Here is a 15,473-nt window from a genome sequence, read left to right on the forward strand (position 1 = left end):
AATAGGAGGTCCTGTGCACGGCTGGTCACTCGCCGCCCTCATCGCCGTCGTGGTCGTGGTCGTCGTCGTCCGGCGGCTGAGGGGAGAACCGCTCAACGCCCGGGACCTGGCGGCCCCGCCGGTAGTGCTGCTGACGATCGGCGCCGTGACGCTGGCCAAGACGGACACGGTGACCGCGGCCGACTACGCCTGGGTGGTGCCGGGCGCCCTGCTCGGCGCCGGGCTCGGCGCGCTGCGCGCGTCCACCGTGCGGATCTTCGAACGGGACGGGGTGCTCTGGCAGCGCTACACCGGCCGCACCTTCCTCGTACTCGCCGGCTCCCTGGCGGTCATGGCGGCCTACGGCTTCCTGGCCGAGCGGGCCGGGATGCACCCGGAGGCGCGGCCGACCCAGCTGACGGTGGGGGTGAGCTTCCTCGGGGAGTCGCTGGTGCTGGGCCTGCGCGGGCTGCGGTCGGGGATCCCGTTCGCGCCGGAGAGACAGCGTCAAGCGCGCTGAGCGGCTCTCCGGTCCGCCGGCCGGGGGACGGCGGGTTCCCCCTGCCGGTCCCCCGGCCGGCGGAGCGGCCCGCGGCCGGCCCCCGCCTAGCCTGGACGGTCCCGGTGGCCCGACGGCCCCGGCCCTCGAAGGCGCGGCGGTCCACGCCGGGCGGGTCCCTGGCCGTCCCACCGGAGCCGATCCCGCGACCACGCTTGGAACGGAGAATTCCGATGCCCCGGAAGCCCCGGATCCCTGAGACACCAGAGACCCCCGAGACGCAGCAGACCCCTGAGACGCCACAGACCTCTCGGACGCCCGAGATGTCTCGGATACCCGAGGCGTCTCAAACGCCTCAGACGCCTCAGACACCTGAGGCCACCCAGACGCTTCAGCCCTCCCAGGCGTCCCAGACCTCTCAGACGCCTCAGCACCGAGCCCCCGTCGGCACCACCGCCGCCGTACTCAGGCTCCTGGCCCGCGAGCCGGAACGAGGAGTGTCCTTCCGCCGGCTGACCACCTCCCTCGGCCTGCCGGACCGCACCGTCGGCGACGTGATCAGCGGACTGCGCGCGGAGGGGCTGGTCGAGTACGACGCCGCCTCCGCGACCTGCCGGCCCGGCGAACCGTTCCGCGGGGCCGCCGCCCCGGCGACCGGGGCCCGGCCGGACTGCAACGACGTCCGCGCCGCGGCCATGATCTGGGCCGACGGCCTCGCCGCCCGCACCGGCATGAGCGTCCTGCTCGCCGTGGCGCACCCCGAGGGCGCGCAGGTCGTCCACCACGTCTTCCGGCCGGACAACCGGCCGCAGCGGCTGGCGACCGGAGACGTCCTGCCGCACACGAGCGCCCCGGCCCGGCTGCTGGCCGGCCCGTGCGACGACCGCTGTGTCTACGAGGAGGGGGCCGGCCCGGACGAGGCCCGGCTGGCCGTGTCCGTCCCCTGTCCCGACGGCGTCCGGCACGCGGCGGCGCTGTGCCTGACCGGCCCCCGCCGGCTGCTGGACCCGGCGGGAGCGGGGTCCCGGCGCTGCACGGAAGCGCTGCGGGACGCCGCGCGGGCAGTCTCCTCCGCGCTGGTCGGGGCACCGGCACGGTGACCGCCGGGCCGGTGTACCGGTACTGAGTACCGAGGTACTGAGGAGTGCGCTTCGCCGGAACAACCGGAACAACCGTAATAGCCGGAACAGCCGGAACAGGAGGGGACCGGCAGTCGGCCCGTGACCCGGGCGCCCGGGTTGCGGGCCGACCGGCGGCACCTAGGGTGGATTCAGCCATGAAGCGAGCCCCCGGTCCCGCCGGCCCGTATCCGGCCCCGGCCCTTCCGCGGCCGGCGCGTCTGCTCGTCGTCGCCGCGTACGTCCTGCTGGCCGCGGCGGTGTGCGTCGACCTCGCCTCGGATCCCCGGCTGACGTTCTCGCCCGTGCTGGGCACGGCCCCGGTGCTGGCGAGCATCGGCACGCGGCGCGCCCGGGTTCCGTTGGTGACCGGGGCGGTGGCGCTGCTCCTGGTGGTCCCGCTGACGCTGGCCGACCCCGAGGTGCCGGTCGCCCTGCACGTGACGGCGGCGTTCACCGTACTGGCCCTCACCTGCATCAGTGCCGCGAACGTGGTGCTGGTGTCCACGCGGGAACGGGAGTTGCTGCGGTCGCGCTCGGTCGCCTCGGCGGCGCAGCAGGCGCTGCTGCGGCCGGTGCCGGAGCGGGTGGACGGGCTGCGGGTCGCGGTGCGCTATCTGGCGGCCGCGGCGGACGCGCAGGTGGGCGGCGACCTGTACGAGGTGCTGACGACGCCGTTCGGGGTGCGACTGCTCGTCGGGGACGTCCGGGGCAAGGGGCTGGGCGCGGTCGAGACGGCGGCGGACGTGCTGGGGACGTTCCGGGAGGCCGCGCAGGTGGAGGCGGAGCTGGGCGCGGTGGCCCGGCGGCTGGACGCCACGGTGCGGCGGCGCGGGGTGGGCGAGGAGTTCGTGACCGCCGCGCTGCTGACCGTGCCGCGCTCCGGGGAGACGGTGGAGCTGGTGAACTGCGGCCATCTCCCGCCGCTGGTCCGCAGGGACGGGCGGGTGAGCGCGGTGGGGGCAGGGGAGTTGGACGCGGATCCGCCGCTGGCCCTGCGCGAACTGGCGGAGGGTTCGTACCGGCCGACGGCCTTCGCGTTCGGCAAGGGCGACCTGTTGCTGCTGTACACGGACGGCGCGACGGAGGCGCGGGACGCGGCGGGCCGTTTCTACCCGCTGGAACGCCGGCTGGCCGCACTGCCCGACAGCGCACCGGGTGTGCTGACGGACCGCCTGGTGGCGGATCTACTGGCGTACGTGGGCGGGGAACTGGCGGACGACGCGGCGTTGTTGGCCGTCCGGCGGGAGTGACCGGGAAATAAGCAAGGCAACCTTGTCAGTTTTCCTGATCTACAGTTAACCTTCCCTTCTCTGCGGCGTGCCCTCGCGCGCCGGGACGGAGGGAGGGTTCGCCATGCGGTTCCCCATGCGGTTCGCCCCGCGCGTGTCCGGCGGGAACACCGGGAAGTCCGTCCGGCCGCCGGAGCCGGCCGGCGCCGGGGAGGCCGCGCCCCCGGCGCTCGGCGGCCGGTTCGTCGCGGCGGTGGCGGTCGGCTCGATGCTCAACCCGGTCAACTCCAGCATGATCTCCACGGCGCTCGTCCCCATCGGCCGGAGCTTCGGAGCCGGCCCGTCCGCCACGGTGTGGCTGGTCGCGGGGCTGTACCTGGCGAGCGCGGTCGCCCAGCCGGTGATGGGCCGGGTCGCCGACCGCCTCGGCGCGCGGCGGGTCTACCTGGCGGGGCTGGTCCTCGTCGGGCTGTCGGGGGCGGCCGGGCTGGTGGCGGGCTCCCTGGAGGAGCTGGTCGCCGTCCGGGTGCTGACGGGTGTCGGCACCTCGGCGGCCTACCCGGCGGCGATGGCCATGATCCGTCGTCGGTCAACCCAGACACCCGGCGGCCCGCCCTCCGGCGCTCTCGGCGCGCTGACCATCGCCGCCCTCGCCAGCGCGGCCCTCGGGCCGGCGCTGGGCGGGCTGCTCACCGGGCTGGCCGGCTGGCGGGCGGTCTTCGCGGTGAACATCCCGCTCGCGCTGGCCGGTCTGGCCCTCGCCCTCGCCTGGCTGCCCCGGGACGAGCCCCGGCCGCGCGCGGGAGGGGCGCGCGGCGTGTGGTCGGAACTGGACCCCGCGGGCGTCCTGTTCTTCGCCGGCACCCTGCTGCCCCTGATGTTCTTCCTCACCGACCTCAGCCGCCCGCGGTGGCCGCTGCTCGCCGCCGGCGGCCTCGCCGCGGGCGCGCTGACCGCCTGGGAACTCCGGGCCGCCCGGCACCCGTTCCTGGACCTGCGCATGCTGGCGGCGAACCGGCCGCTGGTCCGCACCTACGTCCGCTACGGGGCATCGTTCCTCGTCGTCTACTGCGTGTTGTACGGCTATACGCAGTGGCTGGAGGAGGTGCGCGGGTACTCCGCCGCCCTCACTGGGGTGATCATGCTGCCGATGTGCGCGGTGGCGGCGGTGTGCTCGTGGGCGGGCGCGCGCCGGGCGACCGTGCGGGGCCCGCTGCTCGTCGGCACGGTCGCGATGGTGGCGGCCTCGGCGGCGCTGGCGTTCACCGGGCCGGGGACGCCGATGGCCGTGCTGGTGCTGGTCGGCGTCGTGTTCGGGCTGCCCAACGGGCTGAACGCGGTGGGGAACCAGGCCGCGCTGTACGCGCAGGCGCCGGCCGGGGGGACGGGCACGGCCGCCGGGCTGTTCCGCACCGCCCAGTACGTCGGCGCGGTCGCGTCCACCAGCGTCATCGGCCTCGTCTACGGCGACCGCGCGACGACCGGCGGACTGCACTCGGCGGCCGTCGTCCTCACCGCGCTGGGCGCGCTGCTGCTGCCGGCCACGCTGTTCGACCGGGCCCTGCGCGGGGCGGGCCGCTGACCGGCGGGCCTTGCCCCGACCCTGCGCGGGACGGCCCGCAGACGGGCGGACCTTGCCCGGACCCTGCGCGGGACGGGCCACAGACCGGCGGACCTTGCCCCGACCCTGCGCGGGACGGGCCACAGACCGGCGGACCTTGCCCCGACCCTGCGCGGGACGAGCCACAGACCGGCAGACCTCAGCGCCACCTGCACGGTACGGACCACAGACCGGCAAGCCTCGACCCCACCCTGCGCGGAGCGGGCCGCCGGCCGGCGGAGGCTCGGCGGGCCTGGGCCGACGCGCCGGGTACGCTGGCCCGGTGATGGCCCACGACCAGCAGTCCCCCGCCCCGGCCGGCGCCCCCGAACTCGCCGAGCTGCGCGAGACGGCGTCCCGGATCCGCGTCCTCACCGGGCAGTTGGCCCGCCGGCTGCGCGCGGCGGGAGAGCGTACGGACCTGACCCTCTCCCAGTCCGCCGTCCTCAGCCGGCTGGACCGCCGGGGCCCGGCCACCACGGTGGAGCTGGCCCGCGCCGAACGCGTCCGGCCGCAGTCCATGGGCACCACGCTGGCCGGACTGGAGGAGGCGGGCCTCATCGAGCGGTCGCCGCACCCCAGCGACCGGCGCCGGATCGTCATCTCCCTCAGCCCGGAGGGCCTGCGGCGGCTCGGCGAGGCACGCGAGGTGCGCGAGGGATGGATCGCGCGGGCCCTGGAGGAGCGCTTCGACGAGCGGGAGCGGGCGGTCGTGGTGGAGGCGATCGGGCTGCTGGAGCGGCTGACGGAGGACGAGTAGAAGTTCGGCGTGGATCCTGCCGACGGGGGCTGCTCCGGCTGGGGCGGCCCCCGTGCTGTGCGGCGGCAGGGGTGATGCTCCCCGGTGCGGCCGACGCGGGTCGCTCCAGGGGGGAGATCAGCGTTCGGGGTGGGTCGGAGAGGGGCGCCGTGGACCCCGTCCGCCCCCGCGCCGGCCTCGCCATGGACGGCCCGATGGAGGCGAACCCCGCCGTCACCACCGACATCCACCGGCCGTTCATGCTGATGACCGCCTCCTACACCCGGGCCGCCAGTCCGTACGTCGAGACCTTCTGGCGCCGCCTGCGCGGCCGGCGCCTCGACGTCCAGGCCACCGGCGCCGTGCACGCCTCGTACGGCGACAACATGACGCTGGTCCCCCAGGCGGGCAGGCTGCCGGGCCTGCCCGAAAAACAGATCCGGTCCATGGTCGGCACCCTGGATCCCGACCGCGGCGTCCTCATCCAACAGGCCTACCCGCGCGCCTTCTTCGACCGCCACCTGCGCGGCCGGCATTGCGGCGACCTGCTCGACGGGCCCTCGAGGGCCTTCCCGGAGGTCGTGTACCACCCGTAGTGCCGGTACGGCGGTGGGCCGCCCCGGGGGCGACGACGCAGCCCCCGGGGCTGTCGGGGCGTCAGGGGCGGTCCGTCGCGCATGTAACAGGCATGTACTCATGTAACAGACATGTACTAGGCAACGGCCAGGCGGAACGATTCGCCGGATCGGACGCATCCTGGTGATCAGAAACGCTCGCTCGTACAGACTCGTCCCGGCTTGCCCCGACCAGTCCCGACTCGTGCCGAGCGACCGGCATTCCCCACCGATTGAGGCAGAAACGATGCGCGTTCACAAGCTCACCTTCGCCGCCCTGGCCGTCGCCGCGAGCCTTTCCCTGACGGCCTGTCAGAACGACGACGACGGCACGGCACAGAGCGGCTCGTCTTCCGCCTCCTCCGCGTCGTCCGCGTCGTCCGCCAAGGGCGGCGGCTCGGGGTCGGGCGGCTCGGATGAGGGCGGTTCGGGCCAGGGCGGCGGGAAGGGGGCCGGTGGGCAGAGCTCCGCCGGGAAGGGCTCCGGCGACAAGGGCACCGCCGCCGGGACCGGTTCCGGCGACCACGGCAAGCTCGCCAAGTGCCGCGCCGGCGATCTGGGGATCACGGCGACGGACAGCACCATCGGCGGCGACGCCGACGGCACCGTCGCCGTCACGCTCAAGAACCGCGGCGACCACAGCTGCGCGATCTCCGGGTACGCGGGCGTCGACCTGAAGACCAACGCCGGGACGCTGTCCGCGAAGCGCAGTGGTGAGCAGGCTCCGCAGGTCGTCCTCAAGAGCGGGAAGTCGATCGCGTTCGGCATCAACTACCCGGTCAACAAGTCCGGCGGCTCCGGCGTCCGCGTCACCGGGCTGCTGGTGACCCCGCCGAACGAGACGACGACGGTCACCCTCCGCTGGCCGGGCGCCGCCACGCTGCCCGTCACCGAGGGCGGCGGCACCCCGGTGAAGGTCGGCCCGGTCGGCAACATCGGCCAGGGCGACTGATCCGGGCGCCCGCACTCGGTGACCCGCGCGTGCGGACGGGCCGAGCCCCGCGCGGAGGGGGCGGCGTGCACCGCGTCCGGGCGCCGAACGCGGTCACTTCGTCACGTAGACGCGGGCTGTCGCGCCCTCTTGCCCCTGTGCCTGCCCCGCATCCGGCGCGCCGCTACCCAACGCGAACGAGCGTCACCGCTCGACGAGTTCACCCGGCGACGGGAAGGGGCGCCGGTGGGCCGAACCACCACTCCAAGGCGGAGCGGACCGCGCCCCCGGCCGCTTCCGCGCCCGCACCCGCGCCCGGCCGGGCCACCCAGCCGACGTGACCGTCCGGGCGGACCAGGACCGCGTAGGTGCCGGGCAGCCGGCCGGAGGGGACGGCGGTCACCGTGACGCGGCCGTTCCACGACGCGGCGGCCTCGCGGACGGCGGCCGGCGCCGCGGCCTCGTCCAGCAACAGCGCTCCCCCGCCGGTCCGGGCGGGCGCGGGGAGGAGTCCGTCGCCCGGGATCATCCGGCCCTCCCACGGGTGGCCATGCTCGTCGTGGGCCGGGTAGCGGGTGTTGACCCCGGTGATCGTCTCGGCGACGTGACCGGCGGTGCCCTCCGCCGTGGCCAGCTCGCCGAGGAGGTCGCGCACGGGCGCCAGCCGCTCGCCTTCGGCGGCGAGCAGCGCCTGGGCGCGGGTGTCGCGCAGCAACCGGGCGCCGGCCGCGTGGCGTTCCCTGTGGTAGCTCTCCAACAGGCGTTCCGGAGCCAGACCACGGGCCACCAGGGCGAGCTTCCAGCCGAGGTTCATCGCGTCGTCGATCGCGGCGTTGACGCCGACCGCCCCGGCCGGCGGGTGGATGTGCGCGGCGTCACCGACGAGCAACACCCGGCCGGCGCGCAGGCGTTCGGCCAGCCGGGCGGCGTCGCCGAAGCGGGTGAGCCAGCGGACCTCGGCGATCTCCACGCGCCGGCCCAGCGCCCGGTCCAGCACCTCCTGGAAGCGGTCCGGCGTCACCGGTTCGTCGCGGTCCTCCGGCGGGTCCGGTTCGGCCGTCACCAGGCGGACGTAGCCGGGGCGCGGAATGGCGAAGACGGATCCGCCGGGTCCGGCCGTCGGGCCGAAGGGCAGGGCCGCCGGGTCGGCCGGGACGACGTCGCCGAGCAGGGTGAAGCGGCGGGCGGGGGTGCCGGGGAAGGCGATGCCGGCCGCCTTCCGGACCGTGCTGCGGCCGCCGTCGCAGCCGGCGAGCCAGTCGCAGCGCAGCCGAAGCGGTCCGTCGGGGGCCGTGACGTCCGCGGTGATCCCCTCGCCGTCCTCGCGGAACCCGGTGAGCCGGTGTCCACGGAGGATGCGGACGCCGAGCTCCTCGGCGCGTTCGGCCAGCAGTTCCTCGACCCGGGTCTGGGCGATGCCCAGGACGTACGGGTGGCGGGTGCGCATGGCGGCCAGGTCGAGGGCGGCCGTCCCGACGAACGCCGTGGCCGGCAGGGTCGGGCCCTCGGCGAGGAACCGGTCCGCCAGACCGCGGTGTTCCAGCAGGTCGAGGCTGCGGGCGTTGAGGTTGAAGCCGCGGCAGAAGCCGGGCGGGGCGGGGTCGCGTTCGAGGACCGTGGTCCGTACGCCGGCCAGGCCCAGTTCGCAGGCCAGCGTCAGCCCGGCGGGTCCGGCGCCGGCCACCAGGACGTCGGTGTGCGTGTCAGGCATCGCCGTCCTCCCCCGGCCAGGGCAGGGCGCCGCGTTCGATCTCGTCGGCGGTCCCGCGCACCCAGCGCAGCTCCGCCTCGGCCATCGCGCGGGCGTACTCGGCCTCGATGACGAACAGCCGGGGCGCCCGGTGTTCCTCCCGCGCCGCCCGGTACGCGTCCGCGTCGGCCGCCATCCGGGCCTCCAGGGCCGCGGCCCGTTCGCGCAGCGCCTCGGCGGCGCGCCGGGGCCCCAGCGCGCCGAGATAGCTGAGGGCGGACACGAACCGGGGGAATTCGCGGGCGGGTTCGCGGATCAGCTCGTCCAGCCAGGCGGTGAAGCGGGTGCGGCCCTCGGCGGTGTGGCGGTAGACGGTGCGGGCGGGGCGACCACCCACCCGCTCGGTGCCGGCCTCCTCGATCCAGCCGTCCCGGGCCAGGGCCCGGACGGTGTCGTAGAGGGACCCGGTGGTGACTTTGAAGGTCAGGTCGAGCTGCCGCTCACGCAGGGCGGCGGCCATGGCGTGCGGGTGCAGGGGCTCTTCCAGCAGCAGGCCCAGCACGGCGAGGGCCAGGGGGTTGGCGGGTCTCTTGTCGGCGGGACGCTTGCCCACGGCCGGCCCGTCCGCGACGGCCCCACCCGCGGCGGGGTCGTTCGTGGCCGGCCGGCCTGCGGTCGGTTCGTGCGCGGCTGGTCTGCCTGAGGGTTTTCCGACGGCCATCTCACTCCGCTCTCGCGACGGAAGCATCTGCTCGGATCCGATTGCTCGGATCCGAGCATAACCGCTCGGCGCGCACGGCGGTCAACCGTCACACCGCCGTCGAGGGCGAACGCCGCGTGGCTCCCGGCAGGGCCGGAGTCCGTGGCGGGGAAGAGCGATCAGGGGAAGAAGGGGAACAGAACGGCATTGATCGTGTCGTCGCACACGGCGCAGAACGGCTGCTTGAGATTCCGCATCTTGCAGCCGAACTCGCCCCGGTAGAGCCCGCAGTGGCAGTACGCGGCCCCTTCGAACGCGCCGACGGTGCCGGCGGCCACCGGTGAGGGGAGCCCACTGCAGTCGCAGTCCTCGTTCGACATGGTCGGCATCGCGGTCGAGGGGTCCACGAGATGGCGCCACTTGTTCGCCGCGAGGCTGCCTTCGATCGTGATGTTGGGCTCCACGGGTTCCGGACCGGAGTAGAGGGTCTGTGCGCCGGCGACACAGTCGTACTCGTCCGCCAGCCCGAACGCGCTGTGTCCCAGCTCGTGGAGGGCGATGTCGAACGCGTCGGGGTGCAGGGAGCAGACGGCGACCCCCACGCCCGTACCGCTGGTTCCGCTCCCGCCGTACACGGGGCTGTTCACCAGCACGATGATCGCGTGCGTGTTGATCACTTGGGCGAACGCGGTGCTCACGGCGAGGTTCGAGTCCACGACCAGCAGGTCCCGCCGCACGCCCCCGCTGCAGAAGCTCGCGTCCAGGAACGTGTCGGCGGTCGCACCCGTCCCCCCGCAGGTGGTCGGGTCGTCGGCGCCGGAGTCAGTGGACGCGATGTCCACGCGATGGACGTTGATCGCGCTCAGCAGGCCCGCGAACGGTGTCGTGGCGTTGAGAGCACTGACGAGTTCGAGCGCGTGCAGGTGGAACTGCGCGAGCTCCGCGTCCTGGTACCCCTCGGAGAGGATCGTGAGATTCCAGCGGTCACCGTCGGACCCGTTGTCGAGGATCTTGGCGTGGCCCACGACGACGCCGTCGCCGATGCCCATGGCTACCTCCCCGCTCCGATGTCGAACCGGACGAGTTCGCGAGCCGCCTCGGCCCTCCGCTCGATCTCGGGCGGACTGCCGTGCACCACCAGCTGCCGGGCGTCGGGGAAGCTCGGCACCAGCAGCCAGAGCGTCCCGGAGGCGGGCGCTCCCGCCACCCGCGAGGGAGTCCCCGACTCCTGGTCGTACACCTCGTGTTCAGCGGAGAACGGCGTGGCCAGAACACGCCGGTACAGTACGCACTCCTGGTCGTCCCGCAGCTCGAACCAGAACCCGGAACGCTCGCCTTCACCGATCTCGGCCGAGGGGGGTACGGTCGCCTCGATCCGCTCCTCGGCGAGCAACCGCACGTCCATGCCTTCGTACCCGAGTCGGTACCTGACAGCCTGGCCGGTCATGGGATCCTCCTCTTCGCCGCGCCCGAACGCCCCGGGCACGCCCCCGAGAGGGCTTCCGTCACCCATGTTCCTCCCCCGAGACCGATCACGCCGCTCGGCGCGGGGGAGGCTCACGGGCTCAGCCGCCCAGCAGTTTCGCCTCCGTCTCCGGGGCCAGGCCGACCGCCGGGCGGTCGGGGCGCTGCGGGGGGACGCCGCCGAGGGACTCCAGCCAGGTCCAGGTGTCGGCGACCGTCTCTCGGACGGGCCGGCAGCGCAGTCCGGTGGTCAGGGCCTTGGTGACGTCCGCCGTGAAGAGCGTCGTGTGGTCCTCGCCCGGCGGGAGCCAGATCGGCAGGTCGGTCCAGGGGGCGATCCCCGCCGCGAGGATGGGTTCGGGGTCCGTCCAGCACAGTTCGGCGCCGGAGCGGGTGACGCGGACGCAGGTGTCCAGGAGTTCGCCCATGGTGGTGTGACCGGGCGGGCTGACGAGGTTGTAGGGGCCGCCGAGGCCGCGTGCGGCGGCGTCCAGGGTCCAGGCGGCCAGGTCGCGGGCGTCGATGTACTGGATCGGTGACGCGTACGGGCCAGGGGCCAGGACCCGGCCGCCGCGCGCGACGCGCAGCAGCCACCAGGGCAGCCGGCCGATGTTCTCCCCCGGCCCGAGGATCAGCCCGGCCCTGACCAGCAGCGCCCGCTCGCCGAAGGCGTCGCACGCCGCGAGTTCCCCGCCGCGCTTGGCCTCCGGGTAGGGGACGTCGCCGGCGTCCGGGGAGCCGTCCACCAGCGGGCCGTCCTCCGCGAGGCCGGCCGGGCAGGGGTGCGGGTGGACGGAGCGGCTGGAGACGTAGGCGTAGCCCGCGGCGCGGCCGGCCAGCAGCCGGGCGGTGTCGCGGACCGCCGAGGGGGCGCCCGACCAGGTGTCGGCGACCAGGTCCCACTCGCCGCGGTCCAGCGCGGCCAGCCCTCCCTCCGCCGTCCGGTCGCCGCGCAGCACGGTCGCGCCGGGCGGCGCGGGGTGCCGGCCGCGGTGGAAGACGGTCACCTCCCAGCCGCGGGCCAGGGCCTCGTCCGTCAGGGCGCGGCCGACGAATTCCGTTCCTCCGAGGATCAGCAGTCTCATGATCGTGACCCTGCCCGCACCGGGTCCCGGGCGGAACCCCCGCATGCTCTGGGCGTAATCCGGGGAGGGTCGGATTCCGGGAGGAGAGCGGGAGCGGGCGGGACGCCCACGGGGAAGGCGGTACGGACGTGACGCGACGGAACGACGACGTCAGCGGTGGCGGTGATCGTCGCAGTGACGGTGACAGTGGCGGGCGCACGGTGGCGATCGTCGGGGCCGGGGCCGCCGGGACGAGCGTGTTCGCGCAGCTGGTGGCGGCCCTGCCGCGCGCGGGCGGCGCGCCCGTCGGGTCGGTGCTGGTGGTGGACCCGTCGCCGCCCGGATGGGGCCTGGCCTTCGGGGACGACGATCCCCTGCTGATGTGCAACAGCGCCGTGAACGTCAACTCCCTGCTGGCGGACCGGCCGGACGACTTCGCCGACCACCTGCGCGCCCGGGGCTGGACGGGCGCCCCCGACACCTGCGTACCCCGCGCCGCGATGGCGGCGTACTGCGCGGACCGCTGGTCGAGCGCCCGGGACACGGCCGGTCGGGCTGGTGTGACGGTCCGTCACCTTCCCGTCCGGGCCGTGTCCGTAAGGATCGCCGACGGGCCGCCCCGGCTGCGGCTGGACGACGGATCGGAGCTCGTCGCCGACGACGTCGTCCTGGCCACCGGCGTGCACCGGCCGCGCGTGCCACGGGGGTTCGCCGCGTTCACCGGCCATCCCCGCTACCTGGACAGCCCGTACCCGTCCGCCCGGCTCCGGGCCGCGCTCGGTGCCGAGGGGCGCCGCGTCCTCGTGCTCGGCTCGCGGCAGTCCGCGGTGGACGCCGCCCTGCTGCTGTGCCGGGACGGTCACCGCACCACCCTGACCTCGCCGTCCGGCTCCCTGCCCGCGGTGCGACTCTCGCTGCACGCCCCGCCGCGCGACTTCCCGCCGTTGGAGCGGATGGCCCGGCTGGACCCCGACGACCCGCTGCTGGAACGGCGGTTGACGCGCTGCGTGGTGGAGGCCGTCCGGCTGCTCGGCGACCGTCCGCTGCGCGCGCAGACGTCCTCGGCCGCCGATCCCGTCCGGCGCCTGGCGGAGGAGACGGCGCTGGCCGAGGCGGGGGTGTGCCTGTGGCCCGGGGTGGCCGTGGCCGTGATCGAGGCGCTGACCGCCTTCGCCGACGGCCTGCCGGCCGACCGCACCCGGGCCCTGATGCGGCGCTTCGACTGGTTCGTCGGCCGCTACCTCACCGCGCTCACGGTGGTCAACGCCCGCCGCCTGCTGGCGCATTGCGCGACGGGCGCACTGCGGGTGGCGCCCGCCTACCCGGAGTCCGCCGTCTTCGCGGACGGGGTGTGGCGGGTGTCCGCGCCGGGTTCCGGCACGCCCGAGACCTACGACCACGTCGTCAACGCGACCGGCTTCCACCCGCCGGAGGTCACCTGGCGGGCGGACGGTACGGAGCTCCTGCTCCGCCCCGGCGACACCGTCCTCGACCGTCTTGAGGCGGACCTGCGGGTGCGCCGGGCCCCCGGCGCGCCGCCGGAGCGCGTCTGGCTGGCCGGGACCGGCACGCACGTCCGCATCCCGTTCGCCAATCATCTGCGGACGGTGACCCGGCAGGCCCGGTGGGTCGCCGGGCAGGTGGCGTCCGGCGGCTGAACGCGGTGGCGGGATCGCGTCCTTGCCCGCCGGGTCCCCGGGCGGTGGATACTGGCCGCGGCCGGCGCCCGGCCCGCCGGAGCGGAAGCTTCTGGGCGGCGGGCCGTCGACGCGCCGGGGCGCTGTCCGTCGGGAGGGATGACTCATGGCCATGGTCCGGACACGGCGCGGCGAGGACGGCGTCCTCAACCTTCCCCGGACGGCGACGGGGGTCGACCAGTTCTTCCACGCGGTCCGCGCCCGCCGGCCGCGCCGGCTGCCGGGGGTGCCCGGGGAGCCGCGCTGGCGCGGCGAGTTCGTCGCCCCGGACGCGGACGGGCCGCGCGTCACGCTCCAGGAGTTCGGTTACGCGTCCCGCGAACTCGCCCGCCACGGCGTCACGGTGGACGACACCGCGCTCGTCGGCCCGTTCCGCGTCCTCACGGCGGAGGGGCTGGACCGGCTCGCCGAGGTGTGCGACCGGCTGGAACCGGCCGCCGGATCCAGCCGGTTCATCGCCACCCGCCGACTGCGCGGCGCCGACCTCGTGTCGCCGTTCCTCCACAACATGATCCGCGACCGCGGCTTCCTGCTCGCCTGCTCCCGGATCGCCGGCGTCCCGCTGATCCCGCACCCGCTGCGGCTGCCGACGGCGCAGATCAACTACTTCGAGGGCCGCGGCCGTCCGGAGATCGTCCGGTGGCACCGGGACGGCATGGACTACGTCTTCACGATCCAGCTCAGCGACGGCGCCGACTACGAGGGCGGCCGGTTCACCTACTTCCAGGGCCGCACCGACGAGTTCGACGACGTGACCGCCGACGATCCGCGCATCCGCGAGGCGGACTGCACGGCCCGCGGGGCGACGCTCTTCCTGCACGGCAGCCGCATCTTCCACGCGGTGACCCCCGTGACGCGGGGCCGCCGCGTCACCCTGGTCGTCTCCCTGTTCTGCCCCTACTTCGCCCGGCGCGACTCCAACACCTTCTGGCACCTGGCCGGCGACGACGGCATCCTCGCCACCGTCCCCGGCTGGCTGCGCCTGAAGTGGCCCGTCCGGGACCCGGCCCTGGACTTCGGCCTGCGGGCGGCCAGCCCGGTGGTGACGTGGGAGGACCTGCGCCGCTGAGCCGCGGCGGGGCCCCCGGGCGCCTCTCCCCCGGCGCGCGGGCGCCCGACCCGTACCCGACGGCGCCCTTCGCGCCCGGCACGCGCCCTTCCCCGCTCGGCCGACGGGAACGCGGGCGGCTCGCGGCCCGGAGCCGACGCTCCCGCCTCCGTCCAACCGATGGGACAACCGACGTGCGCCCCCGGGCCGTCAGCCCCCGTGCCCGCCCAGCCGCGTCAGTTCCTCCTCCGTCAGGACGAGGTCGGCCGCCGCCGCCGAGTCGCGGACGGTCTGTGGGCGGGTGGCGCCGGGGATGGGGATGACCGTCGGGGAGGCGGCCAGCAGCCAGGCGAGGCAGACCTGTTGGGGGCTGACACCGCGTTCGGCGGCGATGGTGTGGAAGGCGGCGTGGGCCGCGTCCGCGGCCATGCCGGAGGTGCCGTCGAGGGAACTGCGGGAGATGCCGCCGAGGGGGCTCCACGGGAGGAAGGCGATGCCCAGTTCGGCGCAGAGCCGCAGTTCCGCCGCGCTGTCCCGGACGGCGGGCGAGTAGCGGTTCTGCACCGACACCAGCCGGTCGCCGAGGATGTCGCGGGCCAGCCGGATCTGGGCCGTGTCGACGTTGGAGACGCCGGCGAGGCGGACGGTGCCCGCGTCGAGGAGGTCGCGGAGGGCGCCGAGGGAGTCGGCGAACGGCACCCGCGGGTCGGGCTTGTGGAGTTGGTAGAGGCCGATCGCCTCGGTGCCGAGGCGGCGCAGCGACTCCTCGCAGACGCGCTTGAGGCGGCGCGGGTCGCCGTCGACCGTCCAGCCGCCGTCGGAGGTGCGGCCCCGGCCGCCCTTGGTGGCGACGAGGACGGCGTCGCGGTCGCCGCCGTACGTGGCGAGGGCGCGGGCGACCAGCAGTTCGTTGTGGCCGGGTGCGCCGTCGGGGGCGTGGTAGGAGTCGGCCGTGTCGATCAGGGTGATGCCGGCGTCGAGCGCGGCGTGCACGGTGGCGACGGCACGGGCCTCGTCGGGGCGTCCCTCGATGGACAGGGGCATCGCTCCGTAGCCGATCGCTCCGACGCGGACGTCGCCGAGTGTGCGGTGGCGCAT

The 15,473-nt window shown here is 75.1% G+C and carries 15 protein-coding genes; 9 read left to right on the forward strand and 6 right to left on the reverse strand.

Features of this window, described 5'->3' with window-relative positions; all coding sequences use genetic code 11:
• Positions 1-13: 13 nt before the first annotated feature.
• The 7 genes from J7W19_RS02705 (at position 14) to J7W19_RS02735 (ending at position 6,733) form a co-directional block, all read left to right on the forward strand.
• On the forward strand, positions 14-499 hold the full coding sequence (locus J7W19_RS02705; RefSeq protein WP_004944124.1) for a DUF1453 family protein: 486 nt from the start codon (positions 14-16) through the stop codon (positions 497-499).
• 476 nt (positions 500-975) lie between these two features.
• Positions 976-1,578: an IclR family transcriptional regulator gene (locus J7W19_RS02710; protein WP_004944121.1), complete on the forward strand. Its 603-nt coding sequence runs from the start codon at positions 976-978 to the stop codon at positions 1,576-1,578.
• Positions 1,579-1,754: 176 nt separating this feature from the next.
• Positions 1,755-2,849, forward strand: coding sequence for a PP2C family protein-serine/threonine phosphatase (locus tag J7W19_RS02715; RefSeq protein WP_004944118.1), 1,095 nt, complete (start codon positions 1,755-1,757; stop codon positions 2,847-2,849).
• Positions 2,850-2,952: 103 nt separating this feature from the next.
• The gene (locus J7W19_RS02720) at positions 2,953-4,410 is read left to right on the forward strand and encodes an MFS transporter (protein ID WP_004944115.1); all 1,458 of its coding nucleotides are present in this window, start codon (positions 2,953-2,955) and stop codon (positions 4,408-4,410) included.
• 304 nt (positions 4,411-4,714) lie between these two features.
• On the forward strand, positions 4,715-5,188 hold the full coding sequence (locus J7W19_RS02725) for a MarR family winged helix-turn-helix transcriptional regulator (protein WP_004944113.1): 474 nt from the start codon (positions 4,715-4,717) through the stop codon (positions 5,186-5,188).
• Between the two features lie 149 nt (positions 5,189-5,337).
• Positions 5,338-5,763 carry a hypothetical protein gene (locus J7W19_RS02730; RefSeq protein WP_004944110.1) on the forward strand — a complete coding sequence of 142 codons (426 nt, stop codon included), beginning with the start codon at positions 5,338-5,340 and terminating at the stop codon, positions 5,761-5,763.
• A gap of 265 nt (positions 5,764-6,028) precedes the next feature.
• The gene (locus J7W19_RS02735) at positions 6,029-6,733 is read left to right on the forward strand and encodes a DUF4232 domain-containing protein (RefSeq protein ID WP_004944109.1); all 705 of its coding nucleotides are present in this window, start codon (positions 6,029-6,031) and stop codon (positions 6,731-6,733) included.
• Positions 6,734-6,932: 199 nt separating this feature from the next.
• Here the strand turns inward: J7W19_RS02735 and J7W19_RS02740 are convergent, their stop codons facing one another.
• From J7W19_RS02740 to J7W19_RS02760, 5 genes are all read right to left on the reverse strand, one after another.
• Positions 6,933-8,423, reverse strand: coding sequence for an FAD-dependent oxidoreductase (locus J7W19_RS02740; RefSeq protein ID WP_004944105.1), 1,491 nt, complete (start codon positions 8,421-8,423; stop codon positions 6,933-6,935).
• Entirely contained in the window at positions 8,416-9,015 is a 600-nt protein-coding gene (locus J7W19_RS02745) for a PadR family transcriptional regulator (RefSeq protein WP_004944102.1), read from the reverse strand. The genes J7W19_RS02740 and J7W19_RS02745 overlap by 8 nt, the downstream gene beginning before the upstream one ends.
• 266 nt (positions 9,016-9,281) lie before the next feature.
• Entirely contained in the window at positions 9,282-10,151 is an 870-nt protein-coding gene (locus tag J7W19_RS02750; protein ID WP_004944099.1) for a M64 family metallopeptidase, read from the reverse strand.
• Between the two features lie 2 nt (positions 10,152-10,153).
• Entirely contained in the window at positions 10,154-10,549 is a 396-nt protein-coding gene (locus J7W19_RS02755) for a hypothetical protein (RefSeq protein WP_158688773.1), read from the reverse strand.
• 118 nt (positions 10,550-10,667) lie between these two features.
• Positions 10,668-11,651: an NAD-dependent epimerase/dehydratase family protein gene (locus J7W19_RS02760; RefSeq protein ID WP_004944091.1), complete on the reverse strand. Its 984-nt coding sequence runs from the start codon at positions 11,649-11,651 to the stop codon at positions 10,668-10,670.
• 128 nt (positions 11,652-11,779) lie between these two features.
• Here J7W19_RS02760 and J7W19_RS02765 point away from each other — a divergent pair, with 128 nt between their 5' ends.
• Both J7W19_RS02765 and J7W19_RS02770 read left to right on the forward strand, forming a co-directional pair.
• Positions 11,780-13,288, forward strand: a complete 1,509-nt coding sequence (locus J7W19_RS02765) for an FAD/NAD(P)-binding protein (RefSeq protein WP_078587999.1) — start codon at positions 11,780-11,782, stop codon at positions 13,286-13,288.
• Between the two features lie 145 nt (positions 13,289-13,433).
• Positions 13,434-14,396 carry a 2OG-Fe(II) oxygenase gene (locus J7W19_RS02770; protein WP_004944083.1) on the forward strand — a complete coding sequence of 321 codons (963 nt, stop codon included), beginning with the start codon at positions 13,434-13,436 and terminating at the stop codon, positions 14,394-14,396.
• Between the two features lie 189 nt (positions 14,397-14,585).
• On the opposite strand, the gene J7W19_RS02775 is transcribed toward J7W19_RS02770, so the two are convergent.
• Positions 14,586-15,473, reverse strand: a complete 888-nt coding sequence (locus J7W19_RS02775) for an aldo/keto reductase (RefSeq protein ID WP_004944080.1) — start codon at positions 15,471-15,473, stop codon at positions 14,586-14,588.

The sequence above is a fragment of the Streptomyces mobaraensis NBRC 13819 = DSM 40847 genome, from assembly GCF_017916255.1.
Lineage (GTDB): Bacteria > Actinomycetota > Actinomycetes > Streptomycetales > Streptomycetaceae > Streptomyces > Streptomyces mobaraensis.